Annotated in this window: 10 protein-coding genes; 6 read left to right on the top strand and 4 right to left on the bottom strand. The window is 48.6% G+C overall.

What is annotated here, in order from left to right; translation table 11 throughout:
- Positions 1-993 precede the first annotated feature (993 nt).
- The 3 genes from WKT13_RS06145 (at position 994) to WKT13_RS06135 (ending at position 8,689) form a co-directional block, all read left to right on the top strand.
- Entirely contained in the window at positions 994-3,573 is a 2,580-nt protein-coding gene (locus WKT13_RS06145; RefSeq protein WP_340323262.1) for a family 78 glycoside hydrolase catalytic domain, read from the top strand.
- A 741-nt stretch (positions 3,574-4,314) separates the two neighbouring features.
- Positions 4,315-6,618, top strand: a complete 2,304-nt coding sequence (locus tag WKT13_RS06140) for a GH92 family glycosyl hydrolase (RefSeq protein ID WP_298619533.1) — start codon at positions 4,315-4,317, stop codon at positions 6,616-6,618.
- Between the two features lie 133 nt (positions 6,619-6,751).
- Positions 6,752-8,689, top strand: coding sequence for a glycoside hydrolase family 97 protein (locus WKT13_RS06135; RefSeq protein WP_340323261.1), 1,938 nt, complete (start codon positions 6,752-6,754; stop codon positions 8,687-8,689).
- Between the two features lie 121 nt (positions 8,690-8,810).
- Here the strand turns inward: WKT13_RS06135 and WKT13_RS06130 are convergent, their stop codons facing one another.
- The 4 genes from WKT13_RS06130 to WKT13_RS06115 are packed head-to-tail and all read right to left on the bottom strand — an operon-like array spanning position 8,811 to position 15,018.
- Complete coding sequence (locus tag WKT13_RS06130) at positions 8,811-9,494, bottom strand: SGNH/GDSL hydrolase family protein (RefSeq protein WP_340323260.1); 684 nt, start codon at positions 9,492-9,494, stop codon at positions 8,811-8,813.
- A gap of 18 nt (positions 9,495-9,512) precedes the next feature.
- Entirely contained in the window at positions 9,513-10,886 is a 1,374-nt protein-coding gene (locus WKT13_RS06125) for a TolC family protein (RefSeq protein ID WP_340323259.1), read from the bottom strand.
- The gene (locus tag WKT13_RS06120) at positions 10,876-13,914 is read right to left on the bottom strand and encodes an efflux RND transporter permease subunit (protein ID WP_298619544.1); all 3,039 of its coding nucleotides are present in this window, start codon (positions 13,912-13,914) and stop codon (positions 10,876-10,878) included. The genes WKT13_RS06125 and WKT13_RS06120 overlap by 11 nt, the downstream gene beginning before the upstream one ends.
- A 21-nt stretch (positions 13,915-13,935) precedes the next feature.
- Positions 13,936-15,018, bottom strand: coding sequence for an efflux RND transporter periplasmic adaptor subunit (locus WKT13_RS06115; RefSeq protein ID WP_340323258.1), 1,083 nt, complete (start codon positions 15,016-15,018; stop codon positions 13,936-13,938).
- Positions 15,019-15,896: 878 nt separating this feature from the next.
- Here WKT13_RS06115 and WKT13_RS06110 point away from each other — a divergent pair.
- From WKT13_RS06110 to rsgA, 3 genes are all read left to right on the top strand, one after another.
- Positions 15,897-16,040 (top strand): hypothetical protein, encoded by a 144-nt coding sequence (locus tag WKT13_RS06110; RefSeq protein ID WP_340323257.1) that lies wholly within the window; start codon positions 15,897-15,899, stop codon positions 16,038-16,040.
- 381 nt (positions 16,041-16,421) lie between these two features.
- Complete coding sequence (gene frr, locus WKT13_RS06105; protein ID WP_298619552.1) at positions 16,422-16,982, top strand: ribosome recycling factor; 561 nt, start codon at positions 16,422-16,424, stop codon at positions 16,980-16,982.
- A gap of 134 nt (positions 16,983-17,116) precedes the next feature.
- A complete protein-coding gene (gene rsgA, locus WKT13_RS06100; RefSeq protein ID WP_340323256.1) occupies positions 17,117-18,049 on the top strand; it encodes a ribosome small subunit-dependent GTPase A in 933 nt (310 codons plus the stop codon).
- Positions 18,050-18,056 lie beyond the last annotated feature (7 nt).

Here is an 18,056-nt window from a genome sequence, read left to right as displayed (position 1 = left end):
TGTATGCCAGACACTTGCGTGTGACAATATTTCTTTCAGTTTGTAATAAGCACCGTTTCAGCACGTGATATTGCACATATCATGAGCTGAAACGCACCATATCATGCCCTGAAATGGGCGGAATCAGACCCTCAAACGGGCATTATCAGAACGGGAAACGAATTATTCCGGAGCACGCTCCAGGGTATATGAAAAGACCGTACAGTCCGAAACGGCCTTTGTAATGCCATATCTGACATTCTCACGCATCTGTTTTCCGATTTTATTTTGTCAAAAAAAAGTCAAGAAAAACTGTAAGTACGTCCTCCGGGTTTTCTTTAATAACATTGATATCTGGTGTGAGTAAAGGCTCCGGAAGGACGCGCCCGTCTTACTGTTATGATTTATCCGTTATGCCAATGCGGATTTATTATTCAGCCGCACAAAGTTTATCGAATAATCTGATATTTATTTTTCCATTGTGCAAAGACATTTTCTATTCTTTCCCATCACTATTTATCGGGTGAGTCATCGCGTTGTTTTTTGTCCTGTCATGAGTCCATGGCAGCACAAAATGCTATACCTTAAACAGTTTCTTTTCTTTTAATATTCAGCAATATCAATATGCAGGCTGCGCTTTTTGATATTTTTCACTATACATTCTGACACCCTCGCACCAAAAACACGTCCGCATACGTCGTCCGTACAAAATATTTCCTTAACTTTGTCTTTGGTGCATGTGCTGTCTTCAGCTGCTGTTCCGCATGGTTCTTTCCTGTGGATGAAAAGTCAGTTTACGGCACAGAAGTCCGTCCGAATAAAGCTAATGACTAAAACATGAGAATGTCCGATCTTTTTATCTTTCCGACCGCATTGTGTGTCGAACTGCAAAGCCGCGTCTCCGACCGGTTAATTTAGCGGATGTTCAACACAGACTGTTTGAACAGATTGATAAAATACGGTTTGTCTGCTGCATGGGGCGTACGATAGAATTTTATAAAATCAAAACAAAATATGATGAACTACAGACAGATGCTTTATTGTGCAGCACTCGCAATGCTTACGGCTTGCGGCACTGCTGACAAGAAAAACGTGGGAACACTTATCGATGGTTTCGATGGCGAAGCGTGGAAAAATTCTGAATGGATTTCAGTAGTCAATGCACCTGTTGTGACGGGCACCGTGAACGATGGTGCACGTGCGGCTGACGGTGCCAACTGGTTCGTATCGACGCTGACCAACGAAAACAAGGTGGAACGCGTGGAGTGGATGACCGCAGGACTTGGAGTCTACGATTTGTATGTCAACGGAAAACTCATCGGTAAAGAGGTGCTCAAACCCGGTTTTACCCATCCGTTCAAAACCAAACGCTCCTTCACTTATGATGTCACCGACGCGTTCGATACTCGCTCCGGAGCCGTCAACCAGCTGGCTGCGCAGGTTACGCCCGGATGGTGGGGCGACAAGATTGTCACACCCGGCGGAAGCCAGGGCATGTATGGAACGAAGTGTGCCTTCCGCGGTGTGTTGCGCGTGACTTATAAGGACGGAACAACACGTCTTTACGGAACAAACACCGATACATGGAAAGCCGGTATAGCCGGTCCGGTGAAGCATGCGGCCATCTTCGACGGTGAGATATACGATGCACGCGAAGCACAAGGCTTCCTCACACCGGCATTGCTCTCAAAGCCTGAAGTGAACCGTGAGTTCCAGGGACAGATACGTCCTAACAACGGAGCGGAGATATACATGCGTCCGGACATTGCGCTTGCACCTGTAGAAGCCTACATATGGCAGGACGTGACAGGGCAGAGCGAAGAGGCTTACGGCAAGGTTGTAATAAAGAAGAAGTTTAAGGACGGAGAGGCGATACAGGTAAATCCCGGTGAAAATCTGGTTATCGACTTCGGTCAGAATGCCGCTGCGGTGCCTGAGTTCCTCTTCCAGGCAAAGGAAGGCACAAAGCTTCATTGCGTGACAGCAGAGTTGCTCAACGACGGAAACGGAGCGAAGAGCAGGGGTATGGACGGTCCGGAAGGCAGTGTTCACCGTCTCAATCTGCGCATACCCGACACCGGCATGATGCTCGATTATACTTTTGCGTCAGGCGACAAACCGGTTTCTTATCGTCCGCAGAACACTTTCTTCGGATATCGTTTCATCTCCATCACCGTAACAGAGCCGGTTACTATCAAGAAGATACGCAGTGTTCCGGTTACATCAATAGCCAAGGAACTGGAAACGGGACGCATCACTACGGGTAATGACCTTGTGAACAAACTTATCTCAAACACATATTGGGGACAGTTGTCCAACTATCTGTCCGTTCCAACCGACTGTCCGCAGCGTAACGAACGTCTTGGCTGGACAGCCGATACACAGGTGTTTGCCGAGACAGGTACATTCTTCGCCGACACCAAACGCTTCTTCCACAAGTGGCTTCAGGACATGCGCGACACCCAGTCGCCTACAGGCGGTTATCCCGGTGTGGCACCTTTCGCACAGTACGGATGCGGCGATCAGGACATGATGCGCCTTGGTTGGGCCGATGCCGGAATCATTGTTCCATGGGTTGTATGGAAACAGTTCGGCGACAAGAAGGTCATTGACGAGTCGTGGGAGTCTATGGAGCGCTTCATGAACCATGTGGCAGAGACCAAGTATGATCACAATGCGCTCAGAAGCGAGAACGGAAACTATCAGTGGGCAGACTGGTTGAGCTATGAGCCGCTGGAGAGTTGCAGCGGACGTGCATTCGGTCCTAATGGTCCGCTTCCCGAGGCTGTGGACTACTGGAACTTCCTTTGTGCAAGCTACTGGCTTATGGATGCCGGCATGATGCACGATATGGCGAAAGCCACCGGCCGCAACGCTTCACGCTATGCGTCGATGATGGAAGAGGCGCGTGAGTACATACGCCAGCAGTTCTTCACTTCAGACGGCGAGTTCAAGACCGAAATACTGAACACTATGCAGACACCGGCTCTCTTTGCTCTGAAGAACAACATACTGGAAGGTGCTGCCAAAGAACGCATGATCGCCCGTCTGCGCCAGAACTTCAAGGAGCACGACAACTGTCTGCAGACCGGTTTCCTCGGCACTTCCATCCTTATGGGCACACTTACCGAGAACGGTATGTCCGACATTGCATACGAACTACTCTTCCAGCGTAAGAATCCGTCGTGGCTCTATTCTGTAGATAATGGTGCCACTACCATCTGGGAGCGTTGGAACAGTTACATGAAAGACAAAGGTATGGGCCCGCAGGGCATGAACTCATTCAATCATTACGCCTATGGTTCGGTGTGCGAGTGGTTGTGGGAGACAGCTGCCGGTATAGCAGCCGATCCTTCTCAGCCCGGTTTCCGTCGCATCATCATGCGTCCTGTGCCCGACCGTCGTCTGGGTTATCTCACCGCCGAATACAAGTCGGCAGCCGGACTTATCAAGAGCTCATGGAAGTATGATGGCGACACATGGAAGTGGACATTCACCATTCCTGAGGGAGCGACAGCCGATGTAACGCTTCCCGGTGAGACGGTTTCCAAGGAATATGGCTCGGGAACCCACAGCCTGAGTGTGAAGATGTAAGACGTTTTATTCAAGTGGATGCAATAATTCTCAGTGACGGCCATGTGTCTTTCTGACACGGGCCGTCACTCTTTTTGGATAAATATACAGTTCCCGGCAGTAACATATTTTACAAAAGAAAATCGTGAAATAGAACATCGCTGACGTTTTCCGGTGTCCGTAGAGGTCATTATCGGAAAACTCACCCAACGTGTTTCCTGCTATTGTTTTACGGAATGTCCTTCTTTGGCTCATGTTAATGCCTTTTTTGCATGTCCGGAATCTCGGTTCCATGCCATGAAAAAGCCCGTTCGGCACTCTCATAAGGCCTGTTCCGTATCACGTTGGAGGGCATATGACAGCATAGGGGAGTCCTTTCCGTTGACAGTCGGAGATTTATGTGAGGCGTTCAGGCACTGCACATTTACGTCTGGAAATATTCTTCTGACTTCCATGGACACACTAGTGAAGTTGACCTCTGCCGGCTATGAATATTTATTCATAAACCAACCGAAGAATGTATAAATATACACAGCTTTTGGACAAGCATTAAGGAGCATCAAATTAAATGGATTTTTTATTTTGCAGTGCGGCCAAATTGTAGTATCTTTGTAGCATGAATGTCCTTATGCGACATACATCCATCGCCTTGTGATGGCATAGCCTTATGAAGCCTTCGGTTTTCTGCGTTGTCTGCAGTGCGTGTGCGCCGGAGAAGCTTAAGCCGTAATAACCCGAAAATTCAATAATTATAATTACAATATGAGATTAAAAACCTTATTCACCGCATTGTTTGCATTGGGTACATTGAGTGCCGGTGCAGCCAAGACTGCCGAGCCTGTTGACTATGTCAGCCCGCTCGTGGGAACACTTTCTAAATTCGAACTGTCCACCGGTAATACCTATCCGGCTATTGCCATGCCGTGGGGTATGAACTTCTGGATGCCGCAGACCGGTAAGATGGGCGACGGATGGGCATACGTCTATACGCAGGACAAGATCCGTGGATTCAAGCAGACTCATCAGCCAAGCCCGTGGATCAACGACTACGGTCAGTTCTCAATTATGCCTGTTACAGGAACTCCCGAGTTTGATCAGGACAAGCGTGCCTCATGGTTCTCTCATAAGGCTGAGATAGCAAAGCCTTACTACTATCGCGTATATCTGGCAGACCACGACGTTGTTGCCGAAATGGCTCCTACAGACCGTGCCGTTGCCATGCGCTTCACATTCCCGGAGACAGACAAGTCGTACATCGTTGTAGATGCTTTCGACAAAGGCTCTTATGCTGAAATCATTCCCGAGAAGAACATGATCATCGGTTACACCACACGCAACAGCGGCGGTGTGCCTGACAATTTCAAGAACTACTTCGTTCTGAAGTTCGACAAACCTTTCACATACAAGGCTGCCGTGGCTGACGGAAAGGTTGATGCATCGCTTCTGAAGTCTACAAGCAACCACTCTGGTGCCATCGTAGGTTTCAAGACCAAGCGTGGCGAGCAGGTTAATGTTCAGGTGGCTTCTTCGTTCATCAGCCCAGAGCAGGCTCTGCTCAACCTCAAGGAACTGGGCGATGGCGACTTTGACCGCGTGAAGCAGCAGGGCCGTGACCGCTGGAATGAAGTGTTGGGTAAGATCGAAGTGGAGGATGAGAATGTAGATCATCTGCGCACATTCTACTCTTGTCTCTATCGTTCGGCACTGTTCCCCCACAGCTTCTATGAGATCGATGCAAACGGTCAGCCTGTACACTACAGCCCGCACAATGGCAAGGTGCTGCCAGGCTATCTCTACACAGGCACTGGTTTCTGGGATACATTCCGTTGCCTCTTCCCGCTGCTCAACCTCGTATATCCTTCTGTAAACGAGAAGATGCAGGCTGGTTTCGTGAATGTTTACAAGGAGAGCGGATTCCTTCCTGAATGGTCAAGCCCCGGCCACAGAGGCTGTATGGTTGGTAACAACTCTGCTTCAGTAGTTGCTGACGCTTATCTGAAAGGTCTGCGCGGTTATGACGCAGAAGCATTGTGGGAGGCTGTTAAGCACGGTGCCAATGCTGTTCATCCTCAGGTTTCTTCTACCGGACGTCTCGGTTTCGAATATTACAACAAACTGGGTTATGTGCCTTACGATGTTAAGATCAATGAGAATGTGGCACGTACACTCGAATATGCTTACGACGACTGGTGCATCTATCAGTTCGGTAAGGCTCTCGGTAAATCAGACAAGGAACTGAAACCGTTCCTCAAGCATGCTTTCAACTACAAGAACGTGTTCGACAAGGAGACAAACCTCATGCGTGGACGTAACAAGGACGGCAAGTTCCAGACTCCGTTCAGCCCGCTGAAGTGGGGTGACGCTTTCACCGAGGGTAACTCTTGGCACTACACATGGTCTGTATTCCACGATCCGCAGGGACTCATCGACCTGATGGGTGGCAAGGCAACATTCAACGCTATGCTTGATTCTGTGTTCAGTGTTCCGCCATTGTTCGACGACAGCTACTACGGTGGAGTTATCCATGAGATACGTGAGATGCAGATTATGAACATGGGCAACTATGCTCACGGTAACCAGCCGATACAGCACATGATTTATCTCTATGGTTATTCTGGCGAGCCTTGGAAGACTCAGTATTGGATTCGTGAGGTGATGGACAAACTCTACAACGCAAATCCTGATGGATACTGCGGCGACGAGGACAACGGTCAGACTTCTGCATGGTATGTGTTCTCTGCAATGGGATTCTATCCTGTATGTCCTGGTTCTAACGAATATGTGCTCGGAACTCCTTACTTCGACAAGATGACTCTGCATCTGGAGAACGGCAAGACCGTCACAATCACTGCCAACGACAACAGTGCCGACAACCGTTACATACAGAAGATGACACTCAACGGTGCTGATTACACAAAGAACTATCTTACACACAGCGACCTGCTCAAGGGTGGAAACATTGTCTACAACATGTCTGCCACACCTAACAAGCAGCGTGGTATAGCCGACAGCGATGCTCCTTATTCATTCTCTAAAGAGGTGGCAAAGGGCAAGAAAAAGAAATAATAGTCGGTAGACAGAATAAAATTGGAGAGGTATGGAAAACGGAATGCTTTCCGCCCCTCCAATTTTTTTATAACCGGGTTTACGGAATTTATCCTGCTTGTATACTTAACAAAACAACATAACTATTACAATCATGAAAAAAACAATCCTTTTACTTGCGGCCGCAGTGTTTGCTACGGGCATGAAGGCGGCCGATGATCTGACTTTGAAGTCGCCTGACGGTACTGTCGGTGTGAATGTCAGTCTGGGTGACAAAGTTACCTACACAGTAAGTGTTGATGGCAACGAGGTTCTCACTGGATGTGAGCTTGCCATGACTATTGGCAATAAACAGCTGGGAGTGAATCCGAAACTGAAGAATGTGAAGCGCACTACTGTCAACGAAACGATAAAGCGTGAGGTGCCACTGAAGAATGCCATGGTGAAGAACCACTACAATGCCATGACGCTTAACATGTCAGGCAACTACGCCATTGAGTTCAGAGCATTCGATAACGGTGTGGCTTATCGTTTCGTGACAAATATAAAGGGCACGGCCGACGTGAAGGACGAGACATTCAGAATAGGTTTCCCCGGTGACTATATGGCACATGTGTCTTATACAGACGGCTTCAAGACTTCTTACGAAAGTCCTTACAGCCATATAAAGACGAGCGATTTCAAACCGTCGGACAAGATGATATATTTCCCGGTGCTTGTAAGTACTGACAAGAACTATAAGATTCTTATCTCAGAAGCAGACTTGAAGGATTATCCGTGTATGTTCCTTAAAGGCACCGGTGAGAACGGAATGAGTTCGGTGTTCCCGAAAGTTCCGCTGGAATTCGGTGACGATGGAGATAGAAGCGTTAAGATACTGAAGGAGGCTGACTATATCGCCCGCACACAGGGCAAGCGTTCGTTCCCGTGGCGTTACTTTGTCATCTCCAAGCAGGACAAGGACCTTCTGGCCAATGAAATGACCTATGTGCTATCTTCACCGTGCGAACTGAAGGACTGCAGTTGGATAAAGCCGGGACAGGTGAGCTGGGACTGGTGGAATCACAAGATGATATGGGGTGTTGATTTCAAGGCCGGAATCAACAACGACACTTATAAATATTACATCGATTTCGCATCGAAGTTTGGTATACCTTACATTATCCTTGACGAGGGATGGGCCCGCACTACACGCGATCCCTTCAACTCTATCGACGCAATCAATATTCCCGAGCTCGTGGCTTACGGCAAGAGCAAGAACGTGGGTCTTATTCTTTGGTTGCCGTGGCTGACTGTTGAGAACAATATGGACCTTTTCAAGCGCTATGCTGAGTGGGGTGTTCCAGGCGTGAAGATTGACTTCATGGACCGCAGTGACCAGTGGATGGTGAACTTCTATGAGAGAGTAATAAAGGAAGCAGCAAAATACAACATGGTGGTTGACTTCCATGGCTCGTTCAAGCCGGCCGGTTTGGAGCGCAGATATCCAAACCTTCTGTCTTACGAAGGAGTGCGCGGTATGGAGCAGAACGAGGGCTGTCGTCCGGAGAATACGATATATCTGCCGTTCATCCGCAACGCTGTGGGAGCAATGGATTTCACTCCCGGTTCTATGAACTCTGCACAACCGGAGCACAACCGCTGCACCGATCCAAACCCGATGGGTATGGGTACGCGTGCTTGTCAGATGGCGATGTATGTCGTTTTTGAGAGTGGCATACAGATGCTTTCGGATACTCCGACAAGATATTATGCCGAAGAGGAGTGTACTAAGTTCATAAGTTCAGTGCCTGTGACATGGGATGAGACACGTGTTATCGATGCCAAAGTGGGTGAATATGTGGTTGTTGCACGCAAGAAAGGCAGCCGTTGGTTCATTGGAGCCATGAGCGCAGGCAATGCGAGAACCGTGACTGTGCCGCTCGATTTCCTTGGTGATGGTGGCAAACGCACCCTTACGTTCTTTGCAGACGGCGTGAATGCCGACCGTCAGGCTTTCGACTATGTGAAGGGTGAGAGCCAGGTGGACAAGTCTTCGGTGCTCACACTGAAGCTGGAACGCAACGGTGGCTGGTGCGGAGTGATTGAATAATCACGCAAGAATATAAAAAAGAGAAACGCGCGAACTGTGTTGTCTGCAGTCAGTGACACATTCTGGTCCTGCTGCCGGCCGCGGTCCGCGCGTTTCTCTTGTCTTTATTGTCGGTTATTATCTATCTTTTCATTATCTTTCCAACCTGTTCGGCTATCTGTTTCATGCCTTTCACGGAAGGATGACCGTTGAGTTTGTCGATGTCTTTCAGCATCACATATTTTACTTTGTAGTGCTCGCAAACGGTTCGGCTCGACTCTGTTATTTCCTTGGACAGCCCGTCGTTTATGATGACATATATCTCTACGTTCGGATAGCGTGCTATTGTGTTGTCTATCATATACGCCATTGCCGGGCGGAAAGAGTAGAGATCTTCTTTTGTCCAGTCGCTGTATTTGTATTCACCGATGGGTGATCCTGCCCAACTGTCGTTTGTTCCACCGAAGATGAAAATTATGTCCGGGCATCCGAGGTTCCACAAGCGTGTGCAGAACGAGCGGTCGCTGAAGTCTTCCTTGTTATAACCGGTGTTGCAGATAGTGGCACCGGAGAACGAGTTGTTTATGCACAGACGCAGTCCTCTGCTGCTTATGAGCTGGTGCCACCATGTCTCTTGCACCTTTGTCACGTCTGTGTTGTCGTGTTTGCCGGCGTTGTACCACACGAAGTTTGTACTAGGATAGAGATAGCCTTGGAATGTGCTGTACGAGTCGCCAAGTATTGATACAGACTTCTTCGACTGGGCCGTGCACAGTGTGCAGGCCATTGTCAGAGTAAGGAAGAGAAATAGCTTTTTTATTTTCATGTCTTTGTTTCTATCGAATTATTGGTTTACGGCAGTGGCTGGAGTCTCCGCGCTCAGATAACTGAGCACTTTACCACTGAGTTGGAGAAGTGATATCTCACATATTTTTGTGTCGTATTCGGCCACGAGAATGCGCTCTCTGGCATCGAGCAGACTTTGTTGTGCCTCGCGCATCTCGAATCCTGATATGCTGTGCTCAAGATATTTGAGATTTGCAAAATAGTAGTTTGTTTCGGCGGCGACGAGGTTCTGACGTTCTTTCTGTAGTATTTCCCAGTTGTTTTTGTATGCCTGCCAGAAGTTGTTAAGCTCTGATTTCAGTGAAAGCTTCAGGTTATCACGTTCCAGTTCAGAGTATTTTATGTCGAGTTCTGCATTTCGTTTCTGCATTCTGCGCTTGCCGTCGAACAGTTTGAAGCCTACGGTTATTCCGGCATTCAGCCCCCAGTTGTCGCGCTTACGTGTGGCTGAGAGCTCGTAGCGGTTCATTGTGTAGCCGTAACCCATGTTGAGTCGCACGTATGGATAGTCGCGCGACATTATCTTCTTGTAGTCGGCTTTCACGATGTCTGTGTTCTTGTCGGCCAGAAGCAGAGAGGAGTTGGCTGTCAGAGTAGCTTCCCACAGTTCGTCGTAGCGCAGTCCCGGATTTACGTCGATTGTTGTGTCGCGTATTCCAAGCAGTGCGGTGACATCCTCGTTGGCCAACATCTCGTTCAGTTTTATCCTTGAAGTAGTGAGCGCTTCACGCTGTTTCATGTACTGGGTACTGTCAGCGTTGAAATCGACTTTCGCCTGCAGATATTCCAGTTGTGAGAAACTGCCGACGTGGTAGTTCACTTCCACGATGCGCAGACGTTCGCGTGAGAGCTTCATGGCGTTGTGGAAGTTTTTCAGACGGATGCTCTGCTGTATGAAGTTATAGTATTCGGCGGCAAGCGATGCCACGTAGTCCTCCACGGCGATTCGTGTCTGCAGCTCGCCCTGTTCCTTCATCATCTGCAGCTGTTTGTAGTTTGTCCACACGTTGAAGCCGTCGAATATGGTCCAGTTGAGTTCAATACCGGCATCAAGTGTTCCGTCAAGGGCATTGCTTTCTTTTGAAGTTACGCCCGATTCTCTTGCTGTTGTGCTGGTGGTATGATAGTTTCCACCGTATGAGGCAGTGAGATCCACCTCCGGCAACAGTCCTGCGTTGGCTGCCGTAGCGTTGTTGGAGGTCACTTCCTGACGGTTTTTCACCATACGGATTGAAAAGTTATTCTCAAGACCTTTGGCCAGACAGTCCTGCAATGTCATCACTCCGACATCATGATATTCTGGTTCCGGCTGTGCTGATGCGGCGCAGGCACACATCAGACAGAGTATTCCGGTAAGGATTTTATTTGCCATTTGTTAGTTTTTTAATTCTGTTTGTTGAAATGAAACTGTAAACGGAAGGCACCACATACATTGTAAGAATGGTGGAGACAAGCATTCCTCCGACCACTGCCACACCCATGGCGATGCGCTGGTTGCATCCTTCGCCCGTTGCAAAGGCTAGAGGGATGAGGCCGAGAATGGTTGATGCACTTGTCATAAGGATTGGACGCAGGCGGAGCTTTGCGGCTTCGCGCACAGCAGTCAGTTTGTCCATACCTTCCTGTTGTTTCTGGTTGGCGAACTCAACGATAAGAATACCGTTCTTTGCAACAAGACCGATGAGCATGATGATTCCGATCTGGCTGAACACGTTCATGGTTATATCGCCGAAGAACATGAATATCAGCGCACCTGTTATGGCGAGCGGAACGGTCAGCATTATGATGAACGGATCCTTGAAACTTTCGAACTGAGCAGCAAGGATGAGGTAGATGAGCACCAGAGCCAGGATGAAAGCGAACATAAGACTTGACGAACTCTCGCGGAAATCCTTGGAGTCGCCTGCCAGTGATGTGCGGAATGTGTCGTCGAGCACTTCCTTTGCAATCTTGTCCATCTCGTCAAGACCTTGTCCGATGGTTTTTCCTTCTGCCAGTCCGGCTGATACTGTGGCCGACACGAAGCGGTTGTATCTGTACAGCTTTGGCGGAGCAATGGTGTTCTCAAGTTCGATGAGGTTGTCCATCTGTATCATTTTTCCGTCGCTGCTGCGCAGATATATGGAGCGCAGATCGGCCGGTTTGTTACGTTGCTGACGGTTTATCTCACCGAGTATTTCGTATTGCTTGCCGTTCATGTAGAAGTATCCCATACGCTGTCCGCTGAGTCCGTATTGCAGAGTTTCGGACAGATCGCGTGTGCTTACGCCCATTACGTTGGCCTTGTCGCGGTTGATGTGTATGCGCGCTTCGGGTTTACTGAACTTCAGATCGACGTCGGCCATCTGGAATACAGGATTCTCATACACCTTCTCCATGAATTTCGGGAGAACCTTTTCGAGCTTTTCGAGGTTCGTAGCCTGCAATACATACTGTATAGGCATGCGCGAACGACGTCCTCCGAACGATGACTGTTGCTGTACGAAAGAACGGGCTTTAGTCTTTTTCTGCACCGCAGCCGACAGTTTCTCGGCTACATCCATCTGGCTGTAATCGCGGTCGGCCATGTCTTTGAGTGTCACCTGGACGTTTCCGCTTCCACTCGATACGCGTGCCGTAACGGCTTCGGCGTCTGGTATTATGGAGTCAACCACACGGTTGATGTCTTCCGTATAATCCCTTATGTATTCATAAGTAACACCCTCGGCACCGCGCGTATTGATCGTAATCATTGAACGGTCTTCGAGCGGAGCCATCTCCGACGGTATCTTTCCCCACAGTACCACGATGAGTACAAGCATTATGGCGATGAGCGGCAATATCCACATTCTGTGGTTCAATACATATTGCAGCGACCGTTCGTACACGTTGTTCATTCCTTCAAAGAAAGGTTCGGTCATGCGATAGAATGCGTTCTTCTTCTCACGTTGCTTGAGGAGCTTCGTTGCAAGCATTGGAGTGAACGTGAGGGCAGAGAATGCCGATATGATGACGGCGCCCGAAATCACCATACTGAACTCACGGAACAGTCGGCCGGTCGTTCCTTCCATGAACACGATGGGGAAGAATACGGCCACCAGTGTGATTGTTGTGGATATGACGGCAAAGAATATTTCCTTCGCGCCTTCTATTCCGGCTTCCTTCGGCGACATGCCCCTCTCTATTCGGATATATATGTTCTCGGTCATCACAATGGCGTCGTCGACCACCAATCCCACGGCAAGCACCACAGCAAGCATGGTGAGTACGTTGATGGAGAAACCGAACAGATACATTATGAAGAACGAACCGATGAGCGAAACGGGAATAACGATGCAAGGAACAAGCGTCACACGCCAGTCGCGCAGGAAGAGGAAGATGATTATGATAACAAGGACGAAGGCCTCATAAACCGTTTGTTTCACCTCATCAATGGATGCACGGATGAACTTTGTGTTGTCGAAGCCGTAGCTGTATTTCACGTCTTCGGGCAGGTCTTTCTTCATCTGCTCCATGCGTTTGTACACAGCGTCGGCTATGTCGATGTGGTTTGCACCCGGTTGAGGCACAACCACCACGCCCACCATCGGCACACCGTTCATCTTCATGTAGCTCTTGATGTCGGCGGCACCAAGTTCGGCGCGTCCTATGTCGCTGAAACGGATTATGCGGTTGCCGTCGCTTTTTACGATAAGATCGTCAAACATCTTCGCTGTGTTCATCAATCCCATTGTGCGGATGTTCAGCTCGATGGTGTTTCCCTCGATGCTTCCCGACGGCAGTTCCACGTTTTCGTTATCCACAGCGTTCTTTACGTCCATAGGTGTGATGCCGTATCCCGCCATCTTTATAGGGTCGAGCCACAGTCGCATGGAGTATTTCTTCTCACCCCAGATGCTCACGCTGCTCACGTCGGGAATGGTCTGGAGCTGCTCTTTCACCGTGAGGTCGGCTATTTCGCTGAGTTCCAGCAACGGTCTTTTCTCACTTTGCAGGGCCACCATAAGTATTGGCGACGCGTCGGCGTCGGCTTTTGACACTGTAGGAGGGTCGCAGTCGCGCGGCAGATAGCGCTGTGCGCGCGAAACCTTATCACGCACGTCGTTGGCAGCAGTCTCCAGATCGACAGACAATTCAAACTCTACTGTAATGCGGCTTTTGCCCTGTTCGCTCGTACTCGTAAGCGAACGGATACCCGGAATACCGTTGATGTTCTGCTCAAGCGGTTCTGTTATCTGATTCTCTATAACGTCGGCGTTTGCTCCGGCGTACGAACAGCTCACCGAAATGATAGGATTATCAACCGAGGGATATTCTCTCACACCCAGGTATGCGTATCCAATCATTCCAAAAAGCAGTATTATCACGGTCATCACGGTTGCAAGAACCGGTCTGCGTATGCTTATTTCGGAAATGTTCATTATTCGTGCTTTTTATGTGCATTAATCAACCTTATCGAGAATTACCGGCAGATCGGTGCGGAGCTGCAGTGTTCCTGATGTTATCAGAGTGTCGCCGACATTAAGTCCGCGCAACACCTGAACCTTGTCTTCTGTTCTCAGTCCGACCTTTATTTCAACAGGCTGGGCTTTTCCCGACTTGTAGAGGAACACCTTGTCTTTTCCCATTTCAGGCACAACTGCTTCTGAAGGGATGGCTATTGCGTCCTTTATCTCCTGTTTCTTCAGATTGATGCTGGCATATCGTCCCGGCGTGAGTTTTCCGTCGGCGTTGGCATAAATGGCACGTACTGTCAGTGTGTGGGTGTTCATGTCGATGGCAGACTCCTTGGCATAGACCTTTGCCGGGAATGTGTGGAGCACTCCGTCGATAGAGAATTGGAGCTTTGTTCCCGGTTTGATGTCTCTTGCGTATCGTTCCGGAACGGAGAATTCAACCTTCAGCGGAACAATTCTTGTCAGCTTGCTCACAACCGTCTGCGGGGTGGCGTATGCGCCGACGCTTATCTGTCTCAGTCCGATTATTCCGTCGAACGGTGCACGCAGTTCGGTAAGTTCTATCTGGGCTTTCACTATGTCGATGTCTGCCTGCAGGGTGGCAAGCTCGGTGTTCACCTGCTCATACGCCTCCTGGCTCACGGCGTCGTGCTGCAACAGTGTGCGCTGTCTGTACACGCGGTCCTTTGCGAGCTTGAGTTGCGACACCAGTCGTTTGAGTTCGGCCTGCAGTTTCTTGTCGTTCACCTTTGCCAGAAGCTGTCCTTTCTTCACGTGGACACCCTCTTTGAACATTATGCTCACCACCTGTCCTGACGTTTCAAATGAAAGATCTACGTTTTCGTCTGGTATCAGTGTTCCTGTGACAGTGAACTCATCAGTAAGAGGTCCGGTTTTTATTATGGTTCCGTTTACGTTGAGTTGTTTGTTCTTTCCCTTGCTGCCTTGCATTATCTTGTCGGCTTTGGCAAGTTCTGAATTTGTTTTAGGCATTTGCGAGTACACGCCCCATGCCACCAATGCGCATGCTAGAACGGCAATAAGGCTCCATTTCAATTTTTTATTCATTATTCAGTTTTTAGTTTATTAATCTGATTGCATGATGTGCATATACGATCCTTTGTCACAACAAAAGATTATGTCACACGAAAAAAGTTACAGTAAATAAGTATTGGTAGTGCGAAGGTACGAATTTAGAAGGCAGAAGCCAAAAAGTTTTTACATTATTTATAGATTAATACTGAAAATGTATAAAATATTACGATTGGTATTTCTGATTTTGTGGCTTGTTTTTCCTGTAAAAATAAAATTATTAAATATTGGCTCTGTAGAGATTCTGAGAGGGTGGTGTGCTTTATTAGGCATCACGGTATGAAGTAAAACTGCCGGATTGTTCGCGGTGTAATGAACCGTGGCAGTGCATCTGCTCACGCAATAATAAATTCATGTTGTCGTAACCGATAAATCTTCCTCTCAAGACATACGAATGTTTTTCCGGTCTTTTCTCACGTGCCATATCGGTGCTTTAAGAGAAAACTCAGAGTGCGGACTTACAGTTTTTCTTGACTTTTTTTTGACAAAATAAAATCGCAAAACAGATGTGTGAGAATGTCGAATACGGCGTCATTGGGGCCATTTCAGGCTGTACTGTCTTTTCGTATACTCGGGAGCGCAGTCCGGAATAGTTCGTTTCACGTTCTGATAAAGCCCGTTTGAGGGTCTGATTTCGCCCGTATCAGGGTGTGATATGGTGCGTTTCAGCCCCTGATATGGGCTATATCGCATGCTGAAACGGTGCTTATTGCAGGACGGGAAAATGATTCTTGAATATAAATCATTGACATTCAGTGTTTTATAGATGCTGCTCAGAATTCGCGAATTTGCGTCCGAGGGAGAGTCTGCTCGCAAATATTCGCTGGATTTTTGGGGTAGAACAGAAAACTCAGATGAAAAAATCGCGTGATGATGAAAATCTGAAAGTGCCCCATATTGTTCTCCTTCCAGCAGAAGGAAATAACGACGATACGCGATTGATGCCGCAGTTTTTTATTGCAACCGGTTTCCGTAGGGTTTCTACTGTGACAGAATGATGACGCCCACAGCTGTGTCTTGTGTTCCATCAGAATATTTGCAGTGACATATTCGTGGCGGTGAATCCACGCGTGTGGATATTTTCTGCTTGTCTGTCAGTCTGATTCTTCAGTTTTGTCAGCCCTTCCGCATCTGCCGGCAAAACTGTATATATAGTGTATGCAGCATAAATTCCGAAGATAATAATTTGGATGTTTAAAAACTAATATTTATATTTGCAACAATAAAAAAGCCTGTTTGCCGTGCCGGCAGTGTGCCGGACGCTGTGCTGTCACATGCAGCCGCAAGCGGGTTGGTGCCATGAAAGCGCCTTGGATTATGGCCGGGCGTAGTGTGGAAGATTACAACTGAACCAAATAAACAAACAATATAAAAAAGATATGATTGACGTTAAAGAGACATTAAATGCCGCCGGTGAGCGTATGGAAATGGCTGCGATGTATCTGGAGGAACAGCTTTCGCGTGTTCGTGCAGGTCGTGCCAATGTTGCCATACTCGACGGTGTGAGGGTTAATTCCTACGGTTCGATGGTTCCATTGAATCAGGTTGCCAACGTATCAGTGCCCGACGCACGTACCATCGCCATCCGTCCTTGGGACAAGAAGGCTATCCGCGACATTGAGAAAGCCATCATGGACAGCGATGTCGGCATCACTCCGGAGAACAACGGAGAAATTATCCGTCTCGGCATTCCGCAGCCGACAGAGGAGCGTCGCCGCGAACTTGTGAAGCAGTGCAACAAGATTGGCGAGAAGACAAAGGTGGAAGTGCGCAACGCACGTGCCGAGACTAAGGAGAAACTGAAGAAAGCCATCAAGGACGGACTGTCTGAAGACAACGAGAAGGACGCCGAACTGGAACTTCAGAAGATACACGACAAGTACATCAAGAAGATTGATGATCTGCTTGATGAAAAGACAAAAGAAATAATGACAGTATAAATCAGCAGACAAGAAAGAAAAGAAACGCGACATGCTTGCGGCCGTTCCGACGGTGGGTGTAGGGCTTCTGCCATACCGTTCAGCGTGTTATGTTTGTTTTCTTTCTTGTCTTTTTTATTTTTATCTCCATTACGATGCAAGGCTTAGTGATAAAGAATACCGGCAGCTGGTACACGGTGAAGACCGTCGAAGGCGATATTGTGGAATGCAAGATAAAGGGAAACTTCCGTCTGAAAGGCATCCGCAGCACCAACCCTGTGGCCGTGGGCGACCACGTCGAAATAGAGCGCAACCAGCAGGACACGGCATTTATCACAGCCATAGGCGACCGTAAGAACTACATCATCCGCAAATCGCAGAACCTGAGCAAGCAGAGCCACATCATCGCGGCCAACGTCGACCAGGCGTTTCTTGTAGTGACGGTGGAGCGTCCGCAGACAAGCACCACGTTCATCGACCGCTTCCTTGCCACGGCCGAGGCTTACAGTGTGCCCGTAGTGCTCGTGTTCAACAAGACAGACCTTCTCGACGACGACCTCATGCGCTATCAGCAGATGATGATGGACCTTTATGAGACAGTGGGATATAAGTGTGTTCCGGTGTCGGCCGAGACCGGCGACGGCATGGATGTGCTCATGACTCTGTTGCACGACCGCATCACTCTGCTCAGCGGACACAGTGGAGTAGGCAAGTCTACAATGATAAACAGACTGCTGCCCGGAGTCAATCTTCGCACGGCGGAGATAAGCGACGCCCACAACACGGGCATACACACCACCACTTTCAGCGAGATGCTGCCTCTGCCCGGCGGCGGATACATCATCGACACACCGGGTATAAAAGGTTTCGGTACGTTCAACATGGAGCCGGAAGAGCTTACCAGCTATTTCAAGGAGATATTCCATTTCTCCAAGGACTGCCGTTTCAACAACTGCACGCATACCCACGAACCCGGATGTGCTGTGCTTAAAGCTGTTGAAGACCATTACATCGCCGCCAGCCGTTACCAGAGTTATCTGTCAATGCTCGAAGACAAGGACGAGAACAAATATCGCGAGGCATACTGATGTGCCG

Source organism: Prevotella sp. HCN-7019 (assembly GCF_037890215.1).
Classification (GTDB): domain Bacteria; phylum Bacteroidota; class Bacteroidia; order Bacteroidales; family Bacteroidaceae; genus Prevotella.
Note: the sequence above shows the minus strand (reverse complement) of the source record. Positions and strands in the feature narration are given on the sequence as shown.